The 17,586-nt window shown below is 63.6% G+C and carries 17 protein-coding genes and 1 rRNA gene; all 18 read left to right on the top strand.

Features of this window, described 5'->3' with window-relative positions; translation table 11 throughout:
- Positions 1–88 (top strand): 5S ribosomal RNA (gene rrf / locus AB0I57_RS09365); the annotation flags it as partial.
- A gap of 62 nt (positions 89–150) precedes the next feature.
- Positions 151–1,137 (top strand): hypothetical protein, encoded by a 987-nt coding sequence (locus AB0I57_RS09360; protein ID WP_358332964.1) that lies wholly within the window; start codon positions 151–153, stop codon positions 1,135–1,137.
- A complete protein-coding gene (locus tag AB0I57_RS09355; RefSeq protein WP_358332961.1) occupies positions 1,134–2,129 on the top strand; it encodes an HAD-IIA family hydrolase in 996 nt (331 codons plus the stop codon). Before AB0I57_RS09360 ends, AB0I57_RS09355 begins: the two co-directional genes overlap by 4 nt.
- A gap of 75 nt (positions 2,130–2,204) precedes the next feature.
- Positions 2,205–2,432 (top strand): hypothetical protein, encoded by a 228-nt coding sequence (locus AB0I57_RS09350; RefSeq protein ID WP_358332958.1) that lies wholly within the window; start codon positions 2,205–2,207, stop codon positions 2,430–2,432.
- Between the two features lies 1 nt (position 2,433).
- Positions 2,434–3,264, top strand: a complete 831-nt coding sequence (locus AB0I57_RS09345; protein WP_358332955.1) for a TlyA family RNA methyltransferase — start codon at positions 2,434–2,436, stop codon at positions 3,262–3,264.
- Positions 3,261–4,223, top strand: a complete 963-nt coding sequence (locus AB0I57_RS09340; RefSeq protein ID WP_358332952.1) for an NAD kinase — start codon at positions 3,261–3,263, stop codon at positions 4,221–4,223. Before AB0I57_RS09345 ends, AB0I57_RS09340 begins: the two co-directional genes overlap by 4 nt.
- Positions 4,224–4,225: 2 nt before the next feature.
- On the top strand, positions 4,226–5,998 hold the full coding sequence (gene recN / locus AB0I57_RS09335; protein WP_358332949.1) for a DNA repair protein RecN: 1,773 nt from the start codon (positions 4,226–4,228) through the stop codon (positions 5,996–5,998).
- 110 nt (positions 5,999–6,108) lie between these two features.
- Entirely contained in the window at positions 6,109–7,293 is a 1,185-nt protein-coding gene (steA, locus tag AB0I57_RS09330; RefSeq protein WP_358332946.1) for a putative cytokinetic ring protein SteA, read from the top strand.
- Positions 7,290–8,237, top strand: a complete 948-nt coding sequence (locus tag AB0I57_RS09325; RefSeq protein ID WP_358332943.1) for a copper transporter — start codon at positions 7,290–7,292, stop codon at positions 8,235–8,237. The genes steA and AB0I57_RS09325 overlap by 4 nt, the downstream gene beginning before the upstream one ends.
- Positions 8,238–8,376: 139 nt before the next feature.
- Positions 8,377–10,185, top strand: a complete 1,809-nt coding sequence (locus tag AB0I57_RS09320; protein ID WP_358333329.1) for a CTP synthase — start codon at positions 8,377–8,379, stop codon at positions 10,183–10,185.
- Between the two features lie 8 nt (positions 10,186–10,193).
- Positions 10,194–10,850: an NUDIX hydrolase gene (locus AB0I57_RS09315; protein WP_358332939.1), complete on the top strand. Its 657-nt coding sequence runs from the start codon at positions 10,194–10,196 to the stop codon at positions 10,848–10,850.
- Positions 10,851–10,852: 2 nt separating this feature from the next.
- A complete protein-coding gene (gene xerD / locus AB0I57_RS09310; RefSeq protein ID WP_358332936.1) occupies positions 10,853–11,782 on the top strand; it encodes a site-specific tyrosine recombinase XerD in 930 nt (309 codons plus the stop codon).
- A gap of 183 nt (positions 11,783–11,965) precedes the next feature.
- A complete protein-coding gene (locus tag AB0I57_RS09305; RefSeq protein ID WP_358333326.1) occupies positions 11,966–12,868 on the top strand; it encodes a ParA family protein in 903 nt (300 codons plus the stop codon).
- Between the two features lie 51 nt (positions 12,869–12,919).
- Complete coding sequence (locus tag AB0I57_RS09300) at positions 12,920–13,747, top strand: segregation/condensation protein A (RefSeq protein WP_358332933.1); 828 nt, start codon at positions 12,920–12,922, stop codon at positions 13,745–13,747.
- Positions 13,744–14,430, top strand: a complete 687-nt coding sequence (locus tag AB0I57_RS09295) for an SMC-Scp complex subunit ScpB (protein ID WP_358332930.1) — start codon at positions 13,744–13,746, stop codon at positions 14,428–14,430. The genes AB0I57_RS09300 and AB0I57_RS09295 overlap by 4 nt, the downstream gene beginning before the upstream one ends.
- Before the next feature lie 15 nt (positions 14,431–14,445).
- Positions 14,446–15,474 carry a pseudouridine synthase gene (locus AB0I57_RS09290; RefSeq protein WP_358332929.1) on the top strand — a complete coding sequence of 343 codons (1,029 nt, stop codon included), beginning with the start codon at positions 14,446–14,448 and terminating at the stop codon, positions 15,472–15,474.
- Positions 15,471–16,160, top strand: coding sequence for a (d)CMP kinase (gene cmk, locus AB0I57_RS09285; protein ID WP_358332927.1), 690 nt, complete (start codon positions 15,471–15,473; stop codon positions 16,158–16,160). The genes AB0I57_RS09290 and cmk overlap by 4 nt, the downstream gene beginning before the upstream one ends.
- The gene (gene der, locus AB0I57_RS09280) at positions 16,157–17,584 is read left to right on the top strand and encodes a ribosome biogenesis GTPase Der (RefSeq protein ID WP_358332925.1); all 1,428 of its coding nucleotides are present in this window, start codon (positions 16,157–16,159) and stop codon (positions 17,582–17,584) included. Before cmk ends, der begins: the two co-directional genes overlap by 4 nt.
- The last annotated feature ends 2 nt before the right edge of the window (positions 17,585–17,586 follow it).

The following is a 17,586-nucleotide window of genomic DNA, read 5'->3' as shown; positions in this document are numbered from 1 at the left end:
CGGTCCCATTCCGAACCCGGAAGCTAAGCCCTCCAGCGCCGATGGTACTGCACCCGACAGGGTGTGGGAGAGTAGGACACCGCCGAACACCCGTTAACGAAAGGGGACCCAACATACTGGGTCCCCTTTCGTGGTTTTTGTGTGAAAGGAATGACTGTGTCGGACAGTGACGACGGACGTCGATCCTTCCGCCGAAGCGGTGCTTCGAATTCCGGCCGAAGCGGTGCTTCGAATACCGACAGAAGCGGTGCTTCCAATTCTGGACGTGACGCTGCTTCTGGACGTGACGCTGCGCAGAAGTCCGGCCGTCGTGGTTCGCCGAGCGGTCAACGACGCGACTCTCGCGATGGCCGGGGTGGCTCAGGCCGAGACAGTCGCGGTGGCGGTGCCCGACGCGGCGGCGAGGGCGGGTTCGCTCCCCGCGGACGTGCCGGTGACCGTCCACAGCGGCGGCAGGCGCGTCCGGAAGAGCCGGATCTGCCGGACGAAATCGAGGCCGTTGAACTCGACCCGACTGTTCGCCGTGACTTGCTGAGCCTGGACAAGGCGAACGCGGAGACGGTCGCGCGACACCTGGTGATGGCAGGAAAACTCGTAGAGGAAGATCCACGCCTCGCCTTGGCGCATGCGCGCGCTGCACGTCAGCGTGCCGGCCGTATCGCGGTTGTACGTGAGGCTGCAGGTATTACCGCCTACCACGCCGGGGAATGGGCGGAGGCGCTGTCCGAGTTGCGAGCTGCCCGGCGTATGGCCGGTGGTCCCGGTCTTCTCGCGGTGATGGCGGATTGTGAACGCGGACTAGGCCGTCCAGAGCGTGCAATCGAACTCGGGCGAAGCGACGAAGCTGCCGCGTTGTCCGGCGACGAGGCTACCGAGTTACGGATGGTGGTCGCCGGAGCGCGCATGGATCTCGGACAGTTCGATCAAGCCGTGGTCACGTTGCAGACACCTGATCTCGACGCGTCGCGCACGGGTTCCGGTGCCGCCCGGCTCTTCTATGCATACGCGGAGGCGTTGCTGACTGCGGGTCGCGTCGAGGAAGCACTTCAGTGGTTTCTCAACTCGGCAGCGGCTGATCTCGACGGTGAGACCGACGCCGAGGAGCGTGTAGCGGAGCTGACCGGAGACGATCAGTGACGGACTTGCGCGACGGATACGACGCCCTGCTGCTTGACCTCGATGGAACCTTGTACCGAGGAAAACTGGGAATTCCAGGTACCCGTGAGGCTCTGGCGTCGGGGTCGCAACCTTTGTATTACGTAACCAACAACGCGAGTCGTCGGCCGAGCGTGGTTGCGGAGCATCTCATCGAACTCGGGTTCGACGCCGACGAGTCCCGGGTAGTGACGAGTGCGCAGTCCGCCGCCCGACTTCTCGCGGAGAACGTGGTCCCGGACTCGGCGGTGCTTGTCGTCGGCACCGAGGCTCTAGCCGAAGAGGTAGGTCGAGTCGGCCTGAATCCTGTCCGCTCGTTCGCGGATTCGCCGGCGGCGGTGGTCCAAGGGCACTCGCCGACCACCGATTGGGCGATCCTCGCTGAAGCCACCCTTGCGATCCGGTCGGGTGCGGTGTGGGTGGCTGCGAACGTGGACTCGACACTCCCTACAGACCGAGGTCTGGTCCTCGGCAACGGCTCGATGGTGGCGGCTTTGCGGGCCGCCACCTCTCATGCTCCCCTTGTCGCGGGTAAGCCTGCAGCGCCGCTGCTGGAGGATGCGATGCGCCTGAGCGGGAGCATTCGTCCATTGGTGGTCGGCGACAGGCTCGATACCGACATCGAAGGTGCGAATGCGGTTGGTGTCGACTCCTTGCTGGTGCTCACAGGCGTGAGCACACCGCTCGACGTCTTGCGTGCAGCCGAAGGGCAGCGTCCGACGTATCTCGCCGCAGGATTGGATGCCTTGAATGCGCCCGCCGAAAACTCGCGCATCTGCGAAGACTCGCGTTGGTCGGTGGAGTTCGACGGAACGGATCTGGTCATCGAATCGACTGCCGTGCCGAGTGAATCGGTGGACTCGACCGCGCTGTTGCGAACGACGGCTGTCGGAGCCTGGAAGTTTCCCGAATTCGATCGGATCACATCGACATCGCCCGCTGTGAGCGCGGTCGTGTCGGAGTGGGGAAACTGACTTCTTGAACTAGCGGCCTTCGTCACGCGATTCGCTGCATGCGTATCGGAACGCGATGCACTAGCGTTGTGCCCGATGAGCACGCCGATTCCGCGCCCGGGCGCTCACCTTCCCGGGCCTCCGCGAAGTGTCGACCCCGAAATGATTCATGCGGAGGTCGATGGATTGCTGTCGAGTCTCGGGACTGTCGAACCGGACCCAGAGGACGAGCACGGCGTGGGAGTCATTCCTCGCAAGGCCCATATCCTCGAGAAGGCCCACGACGTGCTGGTGGAGGCACTGGCCACCGTGGACAAGATCTGAGGTGGCACGCCGAGCACGGGTGGACGCCGAACTCGTCCGGCGGGGACTCGCACGCTCCCGCGATCACGCGCAGGAACTAATTGCCTCTGGCCGAGTACTGATCTCGGGTGTGGCGGCGACCAAGCCCGCCACCGCGGTAGAGACGGGAACGCCCCTACGGGTCGTCGAAGTCGACAACGAGGTGTCGTGGGCGTCGCGTGGTGCGCACAAACTTCTTGGTGCGCTCGAGGTCTTCGAGCCACGCGGACTCGAGGTCGAGGCGAAGCGGTGCCTCGACGCCGGCGCCTCGACCGGCGGTTTCACCGACGTTCTGCTTCACCGAGGCGCGCGCGAGGTGGTGGCGGTCGATGTCGGCTACGGACAGTTGGTGTGGCGGCTGCAGTCCGACGAGAGAGTCCATGTGGTGGATCGGACGAACGTGCGTTCCATAGATGCCGACCAGATCGGTGGTCCAGTCGATCTCGTGGTCGCCGATCTGTCGTTCATTTCCCTGAAATTGGTCCTACCGGCTTTCGCCGCGTGCATGGCCGAGGGGGCGGATCTGATTCCGATGGTCAAGCCGCAGTTCGAGGTCGGCAAAGATCATGTAGGTTCGGGCGGAGTAGTGCGAGACCCAGAACTACGTGTCACCGCGGTGCTCGGGGTCGCCGAGGCGGCGGCTGCTCTGGGGCTGAGCACCATTGGGGCGGTGGCGAGTCCGTTGCCGGGGCCCTCGGGAAACGTAGAGTATTTTCTTTGGCTCCGGGCAGATGTCACACCCCGGACGGATACTGACTCGGGCGAGTCGGCGGAAGAGTTGATTCGCGCCGCGGTGCGGGAGGGACCACAGTGACCGGGCGAAGCAGCGGTGTCGAGAAGCGCGAGCGGGAGATCCTGCTCGTGGCACATCCGGGACGTGCCGAGATCACGGAGACGGCACGTCGTTTGGGCAAGATCTTCGAGCGCGCAGGCATCAGGATGCGGGTCCTCGTCGACGAGATCGACGGCACCCGGATCGAACCGATGAGTGCCATGGCTGCCGACGAATTCCTGGTGCCCGGACTCGAAGTGAGCATCGTGCAGGCGGGCCCGGATGCTGCCCGCGGATGTGAGATGGTGCTGGTACTCGGCGGGGACGGGACGTTCCTGCGAGCGGCAGAACTCGCCCGGGCTGCGTCCATCCCGGTCCTCGGCATCAATCTGGGCCGGATCGGATTCCTGGCGGAGGCCGAAGCCGAGCATCTCGACGAAGCGCTCGCTCAGGTTGTGCGTCGCGAGTATCGCATCGAACACCGGATGACATTGGACGTTCTCGTACGCGTCGATGATGAAGTCATCGAGCGCGGTTGGGCTCTCAATGAGGCCAGCATCGAGAACCGATCACGGCTCGGGGTTCTGGAAGTAGCTCTGGAGGTGGACGGCCGCCCAGTATCTGCCTTCGGCTGTGACGGCGTTCTTGTCTCGACGCCGACGGGGTCGACTGCATATGCGTTCTCGGCCGGAGGTCCAGTGGTCTGGCCGCAGCTGGAAGCGCTGCTTGTGGTTCCGAGCAACGCGCACGCCCTGTTCGCGCGGCCACTGGTGACGAGCCCGGAGTCTTTGATCGCGGTGGAGACAATGGCAGGCAGCCACGACGGCTTGGTCTTCTGCGACGGCAGACGCACTCTCGAGCTCCCCGCGGGGGCTCGCGTCGAAATCGTACGCGGCAAGGAACCCGTTCGCTGGGTACGACTGGATTCGGCTCCATTCGCGGACCGGATGGTGCGGAAGTTCGAGCTGCCCGTCACTGGGTGGCGGGGAAGGAAACACTAGACGTGCTGTCAGAGATCAGGATCGATAACCTCGGCGTGATCTCCGAGGCGTCGGCCCAGTTTCACGAAGGTCTAACGGTCCTCACCGGTGAAACCGGAGCGGGGAAGACGATGGTGGTGACCAGCCTTCACCTACTGAGCGGTGCCCGCGCCGATGCAGGTCGAGTCCGTCTCGGGGCTTCGCGGGCGGTGGTCGAGGGACGATTCGTAACCGATGAAAGCTCGGACCATGTCGAACAGGCTATTACTCGGTTACTCGAATCCACCGGCGCGCAGCGGGACGAAGACGGCACCATAATCGCCGTACGCACTGTCGGCAGTGACGGCCGATCCCGTGCCCACTTGGGCGGGCGAAGTGTTCCGGCAGGGGCTCTGTCCGAGTTCACCGACCCGATGCTGACGGTGCACGGTCAGAATGATCAGCTACGGCTGCTCCGGGCGGACCAGCAGTGTGCCGCCCTCGATCGCTTCGCCGACGCCACTGTGGGGCCGTTGCTTGCCAGGTACCGCAAGTATCGCGACGAATGGCTGACCCTGCGATCGGAGTTGAGCGAACGGACCGGACGTACTCGTGAACTTGTGCAGGAAGCCGACCAACTGACCTTCGCGCTCAACGAGATCGACAGTGTGGCGCCGACACCTGGCGAGGACGAATCAATCGTCTCGGAGGTGCGTAGACTCACCGACGTCGATTCGCTGCGATCCGCAGCTCAGCATGCGCAGACGGCACTCGCAGGGAGCGACGAGATGAACGGCGTCGGCATCTCGACATCTGCGCTCGACCTGTTGTCGGAGGCACGCGCGAGGATCGAATCGTCAAGCGACCGCGAACTACACGGACTCGGTTCGCGTCTTGCCGATGCGGTCGCGGTGGTCACAGACGTGTCCGCAGACCTGACGGCCTACCTTGCCGCGCTTCCGGCCGATCCCGGCGCCCTCGATGCATTGCTGTCGAGACAAGCGGAACTCAAGAACCTGACCCGCAAGTACGCGGCGGACGTGGACGGCGTTCTCCAGTGGGCAGAAGATGCGCGGTCGAGGCTGGAGAGGATCGATGTGTCCTCGGATGCGTTGGCCGCGCTGACCAAGCAGGTCGAGGACTCGGCTGTATCGGTGGCGGAAGCGGCTTCGAAATTGACTGCGGCCCGCGTAAAGGCCGCTGCAAAGCTCGCGAAGTCGGTCAGTTCGGAACTTTCCGGATTGGCGATGGGCCGGGCTGCCCTCGAGGTGTTGGTCCGGCCGAGGATTGCCGGGCCGCAGGACACCGCTCCGATCGCCGTCGACGGAACAGAACTGCACGCAGGGACGTCGGGTGTCGATGAGGTGGAGTTCCGACTCTCGGCCCATAGTGGGGCGCAGTCGCTGCCTATCAGCAAGAGCGCGTCCGGCGGAGAACTCTCGCGGGTGATGCTCGCCCTCGAGGTGGTTCTCGCCGGGTCGGATTCGGGTGCGACGATGGTGTTCGATGAGGTCGATGCCGGCGTGGGCGGGAGGGCCGCTGTGGAGATCGGCCGACGGCTCGCGCGACTGGCGCGGACACACCAGGTCATAGTGGTGACTCACCTACCGCAGGTGGCGGCATTCGCGGACACCCATTTGGTGGTCGACAAAGTTGACAACTCGGGTGGGGTCGTCAGTAGCGGAGTCCACACCCTCACCGACGACGAACGGGTGGTGGAACTGGCCCGGATGCTTGCCGGATTGGGCGACACCGAGACCGGTCGCGCTCACGCGGAGGAACTGTTGGCAACCGCCAACTCCGAGCGTTCGACCTGACTGGATGACGGATAGCCGGGTCGCATGCGGTGGCAAGGTACTGGCTGATGTGGTCACGGGTTCGGCGCGCCTCCACAGGTAGCTGCGGAATCCGGTCCATCATCGATGCCATGAAACTGCCCGCACTGCGCTCACGTAACACCCAGACCTTGCCGGGGATCAGCGGCATCGCCAGGGTGGATCGCAACACCGACAAGTTGCTGCGCCGTGTCGGACCGGGTGACATCGTCGTCTTCGACGAGTTGGATCTCGATCGATGCACCGCGGACGCCTTGGTGAAGGCCGGCGTACTTGCGGTGATCAATGCATCGCCCTCGATCTCGGGCCGCTATCCCAATCTGGGACCAGAGGTGATCGTCTCCAACGGAATCGTGCTGGTGGATTCAGCGGGCACCGAAGTCTTCAAGACCATCAAGGACGGCGGCAAAGTCCGCGTCCACGAGGGTGGTGTCTACTCCGGCGAGCGGCGTATCGCAAAGGGTGACGAGCAGACCGAGGCGGAGATTTCCGACTTGATGATCGAGGCGAAGACAGGCTTGGTCGATCACCTCGAGGCATTCTCGGGCAACACCATCGAGTTCATCCGCACGGAGAGCCCGCTTCTGATCGACAGCGTCGGGGTTCCGGACGTGGACGTCGATATGAAGGAACGGCATGTCGTCATCGTGTCCGACGGGCCGGAACACGCGGTCGATCTGAAGAACCTCAAACCCTTCATCAAGGAGTATTCGCCGATCCTCGTCGGCGTGGGGGCAGGCGCGGACATCCTGAAATCTTCCGGATACAGGCCCGATCTCATCGTTGGTGACCCTGAGAGCATATCCAGTGCCACCTTGAAGTCGGGTGCAGAAGTTGTCCTGCCCGCAGATCAGGACGGGCACGCGCCAGGTCTGTCACGGATCCAGGACCTAGGCATCGGCGCAATGACCTTCCCCGCGTCCGGCTCCCCGTCCGACTTGGCGCTCTTGCTCGCAGACCATCATGGCGCATCGTTGATCGTCACAGTTGGCAACACCGTGTCGCTCGACGAGTTCTTCGACCGTGGCCGCCGTGACGTCAACCCCTCAGCCTTCATGACCCGACTCAAGGTTGGTCCGAAGCTGGTGGATGCCAAGGCGGTGGCGACCCTGTATCGGAGTCGAGTTTCGGGTGGCGCGATCGCGCTGCTGATTCTGGCCGCTTTGGTAGCGGTGATCGTCGCTCTCTTGGTGTCGAACGTCGGGGGGCCGGTGCTGGATTGGGTAGTCGATACCTGGAACAGCTTCGCGTTGTGGATCCAGGGATTCTTCACATGATTTCTCTGCGTCAGCACGTGGTGTCCATCGCGGCGATCTTCCTGGCCCTGGCGATCGGGGTGGTGATCGGGTCGGGACTGCTGTCGAGCGGTCTCGTCTCGGGATTGCGTGACGACAAGGCGGGGCTACAAAACGACGTAGAGAACGCGAACGAACGCAACAATCAACTCACCGAGCAATTGAATTCGGCAGACGGGTTCGATTCTGTGATAGGTGGCCGTGTCGTGGCCGATACGCTCGCCGGACGAACGGTCATGGTTGTAACGACCCCGGACGCAGACCACGCGGACCTCGATGGAATCAATCGGATTATTGCGGCAGCGGGCGGGTCGGTGACCGGTCGGGTGTCGCTGACGGATGCATTTATCGATGCCACAGGGGGTGACCGTTTGCGGACAGTGGTCAACAATGTGATCCCAGCGGGTGTCACGTTGAGAACCGGTGCCGTCGACCAGGGCAGCCTGGCTGGTGACCTGCTCGGATCGGTGCTCTTGCTCAGCAAGGACACCGGTCAGCCGCAGAGTTCGCCCGAGGAGATGGCACTGGCCCTCGAGACACTACGTGGAGCGGGATTTATCGTCTACGAGGACGGAGCCGTTCAACCGGCAGAGCTTGCGGTGGTGCTGACCGGCAATCACGACGCGGACGGCGTCGGAGGGAACCGCGGCGCGGTGGTAGCCCGGTTCGCGGGAGCGTTCGATGCTCGCGGTGGGGGGACGGTACTTGCTGGACGTTCCGGCTCGGCGCAGGACAACGGACCGGTCGCAGTGGCCCGAGCAGACGCCGCGCTGTCGGCAACGCTGACAACGATCGACAATATCGACCGCGAAGCGGGGAAGATCACCGTTCCGCTCGCGCTGGAGGAACAACTTGTCGGTGGTTCGGGCCAATATGGAACGGGACCCGGCGCCGGCGGCATAACCGTTGGGGCCGAGCCGTCGTAGCGCTCGTCACACGGGCGGGTCAATCTGAGCGCGTTGTTTCCGGACGTGCGCTTAGGTGTTACCGTGAAGTCCCGTGGGTCGGCAGGCCCCAGCATTGCTCGAACAGACCAAGTCCTGCACAGTCGTCACGGGAGCCCCTTTGTCACAGTCACGCACTCAGTCGCGTACCGCTACCAAGCACATCTTCGTAAGCGGCGGCGTCGCCTCCTCGCTCGGTAAGGGCCTCACGGCCTCGAGTCTCGGGCAATTGCTGACCGCGCGGGGTTTGCGCGTGACCATGCAGAAGCTGGATCCATACCTGAACGTCGATCCGGGCACGATGAACCCTTTCCAGCACGGGGAGGTGTTCGTGACCGAGGACGGCGCCGAGACGGACCTCGATGTCGGCCACTACGAGCGCTTTCTCGACCGGGATCTGTCCGGTCAGGCCAATGTGACCACCGGCCAGGTGTATTCGACCGTCATCGCCAAGGAGCGGCGTGGTGAATACCTCGGCGACACCGTCCAGGTGATCCCGCACATCACCGACGAGATCAAGAGTCGCATCCTGGCGATGAGTGAACCGGATCTCGAGGGGCACAAACCGGATGTCGTGATCACGGAGATCGGCGGCACTGTCGGTGACATCGAGTCGCAGCCGTTCCTCGAGGCCGCCCGTCAGGTGCGGCACGACGTCGGCCGTGACAACGTCTTCTTCCTCCACGTGTCGCTGGTCCCGTATCTTGCGCCGTCGGGTGAGTTGAAGACCAAACCGACACAGCACTCGGTTGCGGCGCTTCGCAGCATCGGTATTCAGCCTGACGCACTGATCCTGCGCTGTGACCGCCAGGTTCCTCCGGCGCTGAAGAACAAGATCGCACTCATGTGCGACGTCGATGTCGACGGCTGCATCTCCACCCCTGATGCGCCATCCATCTATGACATCCCGAAGGTGCTTCATAGTGAGGGTCTCGACGCCTACGTGGTGCGTCAGCTGGGTCTGCCGTTCCGCGACGTCGATTGGACCGTCTGGGGTGACTTGCTCGAGCGAGTCCACGAGCCACGTGAGACTGTCCGCATCGCGCTCGTCGGGAAGTACGTCGATCTTCCGGACGCGTATCTCTCGGTAACCGAGGCGTTGCGGGCAGGCGGGTTCGCCAACCGATCGAAGGTTGAGATTTCTTGGGTGCCGTCGGATGCGTGTGAGACAGAGGCCGGTGCGCAGGCCGCGCTAGGTGACGTCGACGGCGTGCTCGTCCCCGGCGGATTCGGGATCCGCGGTATCGAGGGCAAACTCGGTGCCATCGCATATGCCAGGCACCGGAAGGTTCCGCTGCTCGGGATCTGCCTCGGATTGCAGTGCGTCGTAATCGAGGCTGCACGTAGCGTGGGCTTGACAGGCGCCAACTCTGCGGAGTTCGAGCCGGAGACTGAGCATCCGGTCATTTCGACGATGCCCGACCAGGAAGACGTCGTTGCGGGTGAGGCCGATCTCGGCGGCTCGATGCGACTCGGCGCGTATCCGGCGACCCTGGCCAAGGGTTCGGTCGTTGAGCACGCATACCGAAGCGAGCACGTGTCCGAGCGTCATCGTCATCGCTACGAGGTCAACAACGCCTACCGGGATCGGATCGCCAAGAGCGGACTTCGTTTCAGCGGAACCTCTCCCGATGGTCACTTGGTCGAGTTCGTCGAGTACCCGGCCGATCAGCACCCGTTCTTCGTTGCGACCCAGGCGCATCCGGAGTTGAAGAGCCGCCCGACGCGCCCGCACCCGCTGTTCGCCGCATTCGTCGACGCGGCGCTGAAGTACAAGCTAGAAGAACGCCTTCCCGTCGATGTGCACGGCGAGGGCCGCGTTGTGACGGTAGTGCCGGCCGGCCAGACGTCCGATCCCACCGATCGCGACGAGGCCTCCTCGGTCGGCACTGATCGCGACGAGGTCGCGTCTGTCGACAGCGCTGGATAGGGCGGGACATGCCCGACCTTGGCCGGCACGAGTTCGACACACTCGACTCGCGCACCGTCTACAGCGGTGCGATCCTGGCCCTTCGGGTAGACCGTGTAGCGATGCCGGGCGGTCGGACGGCCGAGCGTGAAGTCGTAGAGCATCACGGTGCCGTCGCTGTCGTGGCGCTTGATGAGGAAGGTCGACTGGTCCTCATCCACCAATATAGGCACCCGGTTGGGCGCCGGTTGTGGGAGATTCCTGCGGGCCTACTCGACGAGCCGGGAGAAGACCCCGTAGAAGCAGCCCGACGTGAGCTTGCGGAAGAGACAGGACTGGGCGCCCATCACTGGTCGGTTCTCGTCGATGTCCTCCTCTCACCCGGGTTCACCGACGAGTCGGTGCGGGTGTTTCTCGCCGAAGATCTCTACGAGGTGGATCGGCCGCACCCGGAGGACGAGGAGGCCGACCTCGACATCGAGCGGATACCGCTCGATGAGGTGGTATCCATGGTGCTGAGCGGGACGATCGTCAACGCCACTGCGGTGTCGGGTGTGATGGCCTTGGCGGCAGTTCGCACGGGCGCCGAGGCCGAGCTTCGTGATGAGAATGCGCTCTGGGTCGATCGGCCTGAGAGGTTCAGCGCGAGGAAGCGCTCGCGAACTGTCGCTGACGGAGCTGAGTAGGTGTGACGTCGATAGCGCGGCAGGTGAATTCGTATCTCGATCACATGGCTGTCGAACGCGGAGCGGCTCGCAACACTCTCGGTTCGTACCGGCGCGACCTGGAACGATACGAGCAATTCCTTACTGAGCGGGGGATCGCCGAAATCGGCCGGATTCGTGAGCAGGACGTCAGTGACTTCGTGGTTACGTTGCGCACCGGCGACCCGGCTCACGACCGCCCCGCGCTTGCAGCCAGTTCTGCAGCTCGTGCCTTGATTGCTGTGCGGGGATTCCACAGGTTCGCGGCCGCCGAGGGAATGACTGCCATCGACGTGGCCCGTGACGTCCGGCCGCCCACCTCGGCAAAGCGGCTTCCCGCATCACTTCCGGTGAATGAGGTGCTCTCGTTGCTCCGCGCAGTCGGTGCCGGTGGGGCGGCAGCAGACCCCAGGGCGGTCCGTGATCGTGCTCTCCTGGAGTTGTTGTACTCGACGGGCGCGCGGATCTCCGAGGCCGTCGGACTCGATGTCGACGATCTGGACATCGAGACTCGGTCGGTGCTGCTGCGGGGGAAAGGTGGCAAACAGCGGGTGGTGCCGGTGGGCCGGCCTGCCATCGAAGCCCTGGACGCCTACCTCGTCCAGGGCCGCCCAGCCTTGATGTCACGGGGAACACCGGCACTGTTCCTCAATATTCGTGGTGGGCGCCTGTCGAGGCAAAGCGGGTGGAAGGTGCTGCAGAACGCCGCCGATGCGGCAGGGATCACTTCTGGGGTGTCGCCCCATACACTTCGCCACTCGTTTGCAACACACCTGCTGGACGGCGGAGCCGACGTGCGAGTAGTCCAGGAGTTGCTGGGGCATGCCTCCGTCACGACGACCCAAATCTATACGCTGGTAACGGTGGGTGCATTGCGCGAGGTCTGGGCGCAAGCGCATCCTCGGGCTAGGTGAAAGGCGTACTCCCGGACGAGGTAAGAGGGGGCGTGTCGGGGGGAGATTCACGGTACGAGGCGGTAGCGTTCGTATAACGATGTGAGATCGGGAACGAAGATCGAAAGAACAGGAGATCATCGGACCGTGGTGACACCGCAGCCGCCAGCGGCGGAGTCGGGGCTTCCGCAATCGGAGTGCGACATGTTCGGTGTGCAGCAATCCGGCGCCGCTGCCTTGATTGATGAAGACGTCGCGGTAGAACACAGTGAGTTGGGCCCTACGGGTCGGCCGACACGTGAGGTCCCTGATCCGGCTCCATTGTCTTCCCATGGACCGGCCAAGATCATCGCGATGTGCAACCAGAAGGGTGGCGTAGGGAAGACGACCTCCACCATCAATCTGGGTGCATCGCTCGCCGAGTTCGGTCGTCGAGTGTTGCTTGTCGACCTCGATCCGCAGGGTGCGCTGTCCGCGGGTCTCGGGGTGGCGCATCACGACCTCGAGTTGACCGTCCACAACCTACTTGTCGAACCGCGCGTGGCGATCGACGAGGTGCTGATGCGGACACGGGTCGAAGGACTGGATCTTCTGCCGAGCAACATCGACTTGTCGGCGGCCGAGATTCAACTGGTCACCGAAGTGGGCCGGGAGCAGACACTTGGGCGGGTGCTCGACCCCGTTCTCGATCGATACGACTATGTTCTGATCGATTGTCAGCCGTCTCTGGGCCTGCTCACCGTCAATGCCCTGGCCTGCGCGGACTCGGTGATCATCCCGATGGAATGCGAGTACTTCAGCTTGCGAGGCCTAGCGTTGCTCAACGACACGGTGGAGAAGGTCCACGACCGGTTGAACCCCCGACTCGAACTCGCCGGTATCGTCGTGACCATGTTTGATTCGCGGACCCTTCACGCTCGTGAGGTGATGGAGCGTGTGGTGGAGGTGTTCGGTGATGTCGTCTACGACACGGTAATCAACCGAACGGTCCGTTTTCCAGAGACTTCCGTCGCTGGGGAACCGATCACGACCTGGGCGCCGAAATCGACCGGTGCCGAAGCGTATCGCGCGCTGGCGCGCGAAGTCATCCATCGGTCCGGCCAGTAAGTGGTGTACACACAGGACATTCCGGCGTTACCGCAGACTGACGGCCCGCCCATGGCAATCGACGTGATGGACCCGCCCGATCAGCAGGAAGCTCCTCCCGAACAGGGGTTCCGAGTTGCGCTGCAGAACTTCGAGGGGCCGTTCGACCTGCTCCTCACGCTGATCAACCAGCAGAAGTTGGATGTCACGGAAGTCGCGCTGCACCAGGTGACTGACGATTTCATTAACTACACTCGGGCGCTCGGTGCAGAAATGGGTCTGGACCAGACCACCGAGTTCCTGGTAGTCGCTGCGACACTGCTCGACCTCAAGGCCGCTCGTCTGCTTCCGTCGGGGCAGGTGGAGGACGCGGACGACCTCGCACTACTCGAGGCCCGTGACCTGCTGTTCGCCAGGCTCCTCCAGTACCGCGCGTACAAGCAGGTCGCACAATTGTTCGGCGAACTAGAGGCTGCGGCTCTGCGCCGGTATCCGCGTTCGGTGTCCGTGGAAGAGAAGTTCACCCAGCTGCTACCCGAGGTGCTGCTGGGCGTAGACGCTCAGCGTTTCGCCGAAATTGCCGCGACGGTGTTCACGCCCCGGCCGAAACCGTCAGTGAGCCTGGATCACCTGCACGTGCATGCTGTGTCGGTCTCGGAGCAGGCGGAACGGATGATGGAATTGCTTCGAGAACGCGGGGTGGGGGAATGGGCCCGCTTCGGTGATCTCGTCTCGGAATGCGAGGCGACCGTGGAGATCGTGGCCAGATTCCTCGCGCTGCTCGAACTGTATCGGGAACAGTCGGTGGCGTTCGAACAGCCCGAGCCTTTGGGGGAGTTGTTGGTGAGCTGGACCGGAGAGGGTACGACCGCTCCGGTGAGCGAGGAGGATTACGGATGAGTTCGGCCATGTTCGACGAGACGGACGACGGCTTCGATGTCGAAACCGAACTCTCGGACACCGAACTCGAATCCGTGCTCGAGTCGTTGCTGTTGATTGTCGACTCCCCGGCTGGAGTCGACCAGCTAGCCTCCGCGACCGGAGCCTCGATGGCACGCGTCACGGAGTCGTTGAATCGCATGTCTGCGGCCTTCACGGCGCGCGGGAGCGGGATGGATCTTCGATATGCCGGTGGTGGTTGGCGGCTGTATACCAGGACTGCCCACGCGCCGTATGTCGAGCGACTCCTGCTGGATGGCGCGCGATCGAAACTGACGAGAGCCGCGTTGGAAACTCTCGCGGTGGTGGCATACCGTCAACCGCTGACCCGTGCGCGGATCAGTGCTGTGCGCGGCGTCAACGTAGACGGGGTGGTGCGCACACTTCTCGCGCGGGGATTGATTGCCGAAACCGGCGTCGACCCCGACACCAATGCCACTCAATATTCGACAACAGAACTCTTTCTGGAACGGCTCGGTCTGGCTTCTCTCGCCGATCTGCCCGCGTTGGCCCCGTTGTTGCCGGATGTGGATCTGATAGACGACATCAGCGACAGTGTGGAATCTGATCCACGATTTGCGAGAATGAATAAAGCTACGTCATCCCCAGCAGAGTTGGACACCGGGCTGGACATTGAAGACTGACAAGGATCGAAGAGAGTGAAAAAGCCCGCTCGCCGAGATGGCGCACCGGATCGCAAGAATATGAAGCGGCGCCCAAGCCGGTCGGAGAACATAAAACAGACCGACCGGTCGGGAGTTGCTCAGTGGTCGACCCGCTCGGATGTCGCAGGGGGAAAGCCCAGCAGACCCGACGCCGTCGCCAAGAACAAGCGTGGCAAGCCGAAGTCGGCCAAGCCGCAGCGCGCTCAGGCCCAGGCGACGAAGATCAGCAACGCCAAGCCGGCCCGCCATCAATACTCTGACGCGGATCGGCCTTCGGGTCCCGCTCAGGGCGATGGTATGCGCTTGCAGAAGGTGCTGGCCCAGGCCGGAGTAGCCTCGCGGCGTGCCGCCGAGGAACTGATTTCCCAGGGCCGCGTAGAGGTCGACGGCCGCATCGTCATCGAGCAGGGGTTGCGCATCGACCCCGAGAATGCGGTGGTCCGCGTGGATGGCGTGCGGGTCGTCGTCCAAAAGGATCTGGTGCATCTCGCGCTGAACAAGCCCCGGGGTTGGCAGTCGACGATGTCGGACGATTTGGGGCGCCCTTGCGTCGGTGACATCGTCTCTGAGAGGGTTACCGCAGGCCAGCGCTTGTTTCATGTCGGGCGCCTGGACGCCGATACCGAAGGACTGCTGCTACTGACCAATGATGGCGATCTCGCGCACCGACTGATGCACCCGTCGTTCGAGGTGTCGAAAACGTACATGGCGACCGTTTCGGGCGCCATCGTGCGTGGCGTCGGCAAGAAACTCAAAGAGGGTGTGGAACTCGACGACGGACCCGCGAAAGTCGATACCTTCACGGTGCTCGATATCAGCGAAGGTAAGTCGCTCGTTCGCGTGACGCTGCACGAGGGGCGCAAACACATAGTGCGACGACTATTCGACGCCGTCGGGCACCCGGTGATCCGACTCGTGCGAACCGACATCGGCGCGGTCGCGCTCGGAGATCAGCGCCCAGGTACCCTGCGGGTACTCGGTCGAGGCGAGGTCGGCGGGCTATATGGGGCGGTGGGGCTATGAGTGCATCATCGCTGGTCGTGGCGGTGGATGGTCCGTCAGGAACCGGAAAGTCGACCGTGGCGCGTCAACTGGCGATGCGACTCGAAGCCCGCTATCTGGACACTGGAGCTATGTACCGGGTCGCGACGTTGCATGTGCTCCGAAAGGGCGTGGATCTAGCCGATCCTTCCGCGATCGCTGAAGCGACTGCCGGGCTCCCGTGGTCGATCGGCACCGACCCATCGGGTGAGCACGTACTTCTCGATGGTGAGGACGTGGGGCAGGAGATCCGCGGTTCCGAGGTGACCGGCGCTGTTTCCGCTGTTTCCGCCGTCGCTGCAGTCCGTGAACTGTTGGTCGAGGCGCAACGTCGTCTTGCGGGCGAGGCCGACCGAATCGTGGTCGAGGGTCGAGACATCGGAACAGTCGTGCTTCCAGATGCCGACGTGAAGATCTATCTGACCGCTTCGGCGGAGGCTCGGGCCAAGCGTAGGAACATGCAGAACCTCGCGGAGGGCCGCGGCGACGACTATGCGGCAGTACTCGCCGACGTGCGGCGTCGGGACCACCTCGATTCCACGCGCGCCGTGTCGCCGCTACGGCCGGCCGAAGACTCCACGCTGGTCGACACCAGCGAACTCGGAATCGAAGATGTGATCGGCAGGTTGCTGCAGGTGGTAAGCGAGAGAACTGGAGCAGGGCAGTGACCGAACAGTTCGCAACCGAGTTCGTCGGCGATGGAACCTGGAGTGAAGAATCCGACTGGGAGATCCTGGATCTAGCGGACGGTGGTGCCGAAGAGCCCCATGTCGCCGTGCCCACGCTCGCCGTCGTCGGCCGCCCGAATGTCGGCAAGTCCACTCTCGTCAATCGGATCATCGGCCGCCGCGAAGCCGTGGTCGAGGACATTCCCGGGGTCACTCGAGACCGAGTTTCCTACGAGGCGAACTGGAGTGGACGCCGATTCCTGGTACAGGACACCGGCGGTTGGGAACCAGATGCCAAGGGTCTGCAGCAGTCTGTGGCGCGTCAGGCGGAACTTGCCATGCAGACCGCGGATGCGATCCTTCTCGTTGTCGATGCGGTGGTGGGTGCAACGGCCACGGATGAGGCTGTCGCAAAGGTGCTGCGCCGCTCCAAGACACCGGTTCTGTTGGTAGCCAACAAGGTTGACGACGGTCGCACCGAATCCGAGGTCGCCGCACTGTGGTCGCTGGGCCTGGGACAGCCATATTCGGTGAGCTCGATGCACGGCCGCGGCACGGGGGATCTCCTCGACCAGGTTCTAACAGCGCTCCCCGCGACGCCGCGCGAGGGCATTCCCGGCGGCGGACCCCGACGGGTGGCGCTGGTCGGAAAGCCGAATGTCGGCAAGTCCAGTCTGCTGAACAAATTGTCGGGTGGCGAGCGTTCGGTGGTGCACAACATCGCGGGCACCACGGTCGACCCCGTCGACTCCATCGTGGAACTCGGTGGTAGGCCGTGGCGATTCGTCGACACCGCGGGTTTACGGAAACGGGTCAGCCACGCCAGCGGCGCCGAGTTCTACGCGTCGCTTCGAACGAGGAGTGCCATCGAGGCCGCTGAGGTCGCGATTCTGCTGATCGATGCGTCCGAGCCGATCTCCGAGCAGGACCTGCGCGTGCTCAGCATGGTTGCGGATGCTGGGCGATCTCTCGTGATCGCGTTCAACAAGTGGGATCTCGTCGACGAAGACCGCCGGTTGCAACTCGATCGTGAAGTCGACCGCGATCTTGTGCGGGTGCCGTGGGCGCAACGCGTGAACATCTCCGCGCAGACAGGGCGCGCGGTGCAGAAGTTGGTGCCCGCTCTCGACACGGCTTTGGAATCCTGGGACAAGCGGATCCCCACGGGCCGACTCAACACCTGGCTCAAAGAAGTCGTAGCTGCGACGCCGCCGCCGATGCGCGGTGGACGACTGCCCCGCGTGATGTTTGCCACGCAGGCAGGCACGCGTCCACCGACGTTCGTACTGTTCACTACTGGATTCCTCGAAGCAGGCTACCGCCGATTCCTCGAGCGGCGTCTGCGCGAGGAGTTCAATTTCGACGGTAGTCCGGTCCGCATCTCGGTACGCGTGCGGGAAAAGCGAGAGCGACGAGGACGCTGAGA

This window comes from Rhodococcus sp. NPDC049939, from assembly GCF_040656415.1.
GTDB lineage: Bacteria > Actinomycetota > Actinomycetes > Mycobacteriales > Mycobacteriaceae > Rhodococcus_F.
The sequence above is the reverse complement of the archived record's forward strand: the minus strand, read 5'-3'. Positions and strand labels throughout refer to the sequence as shown.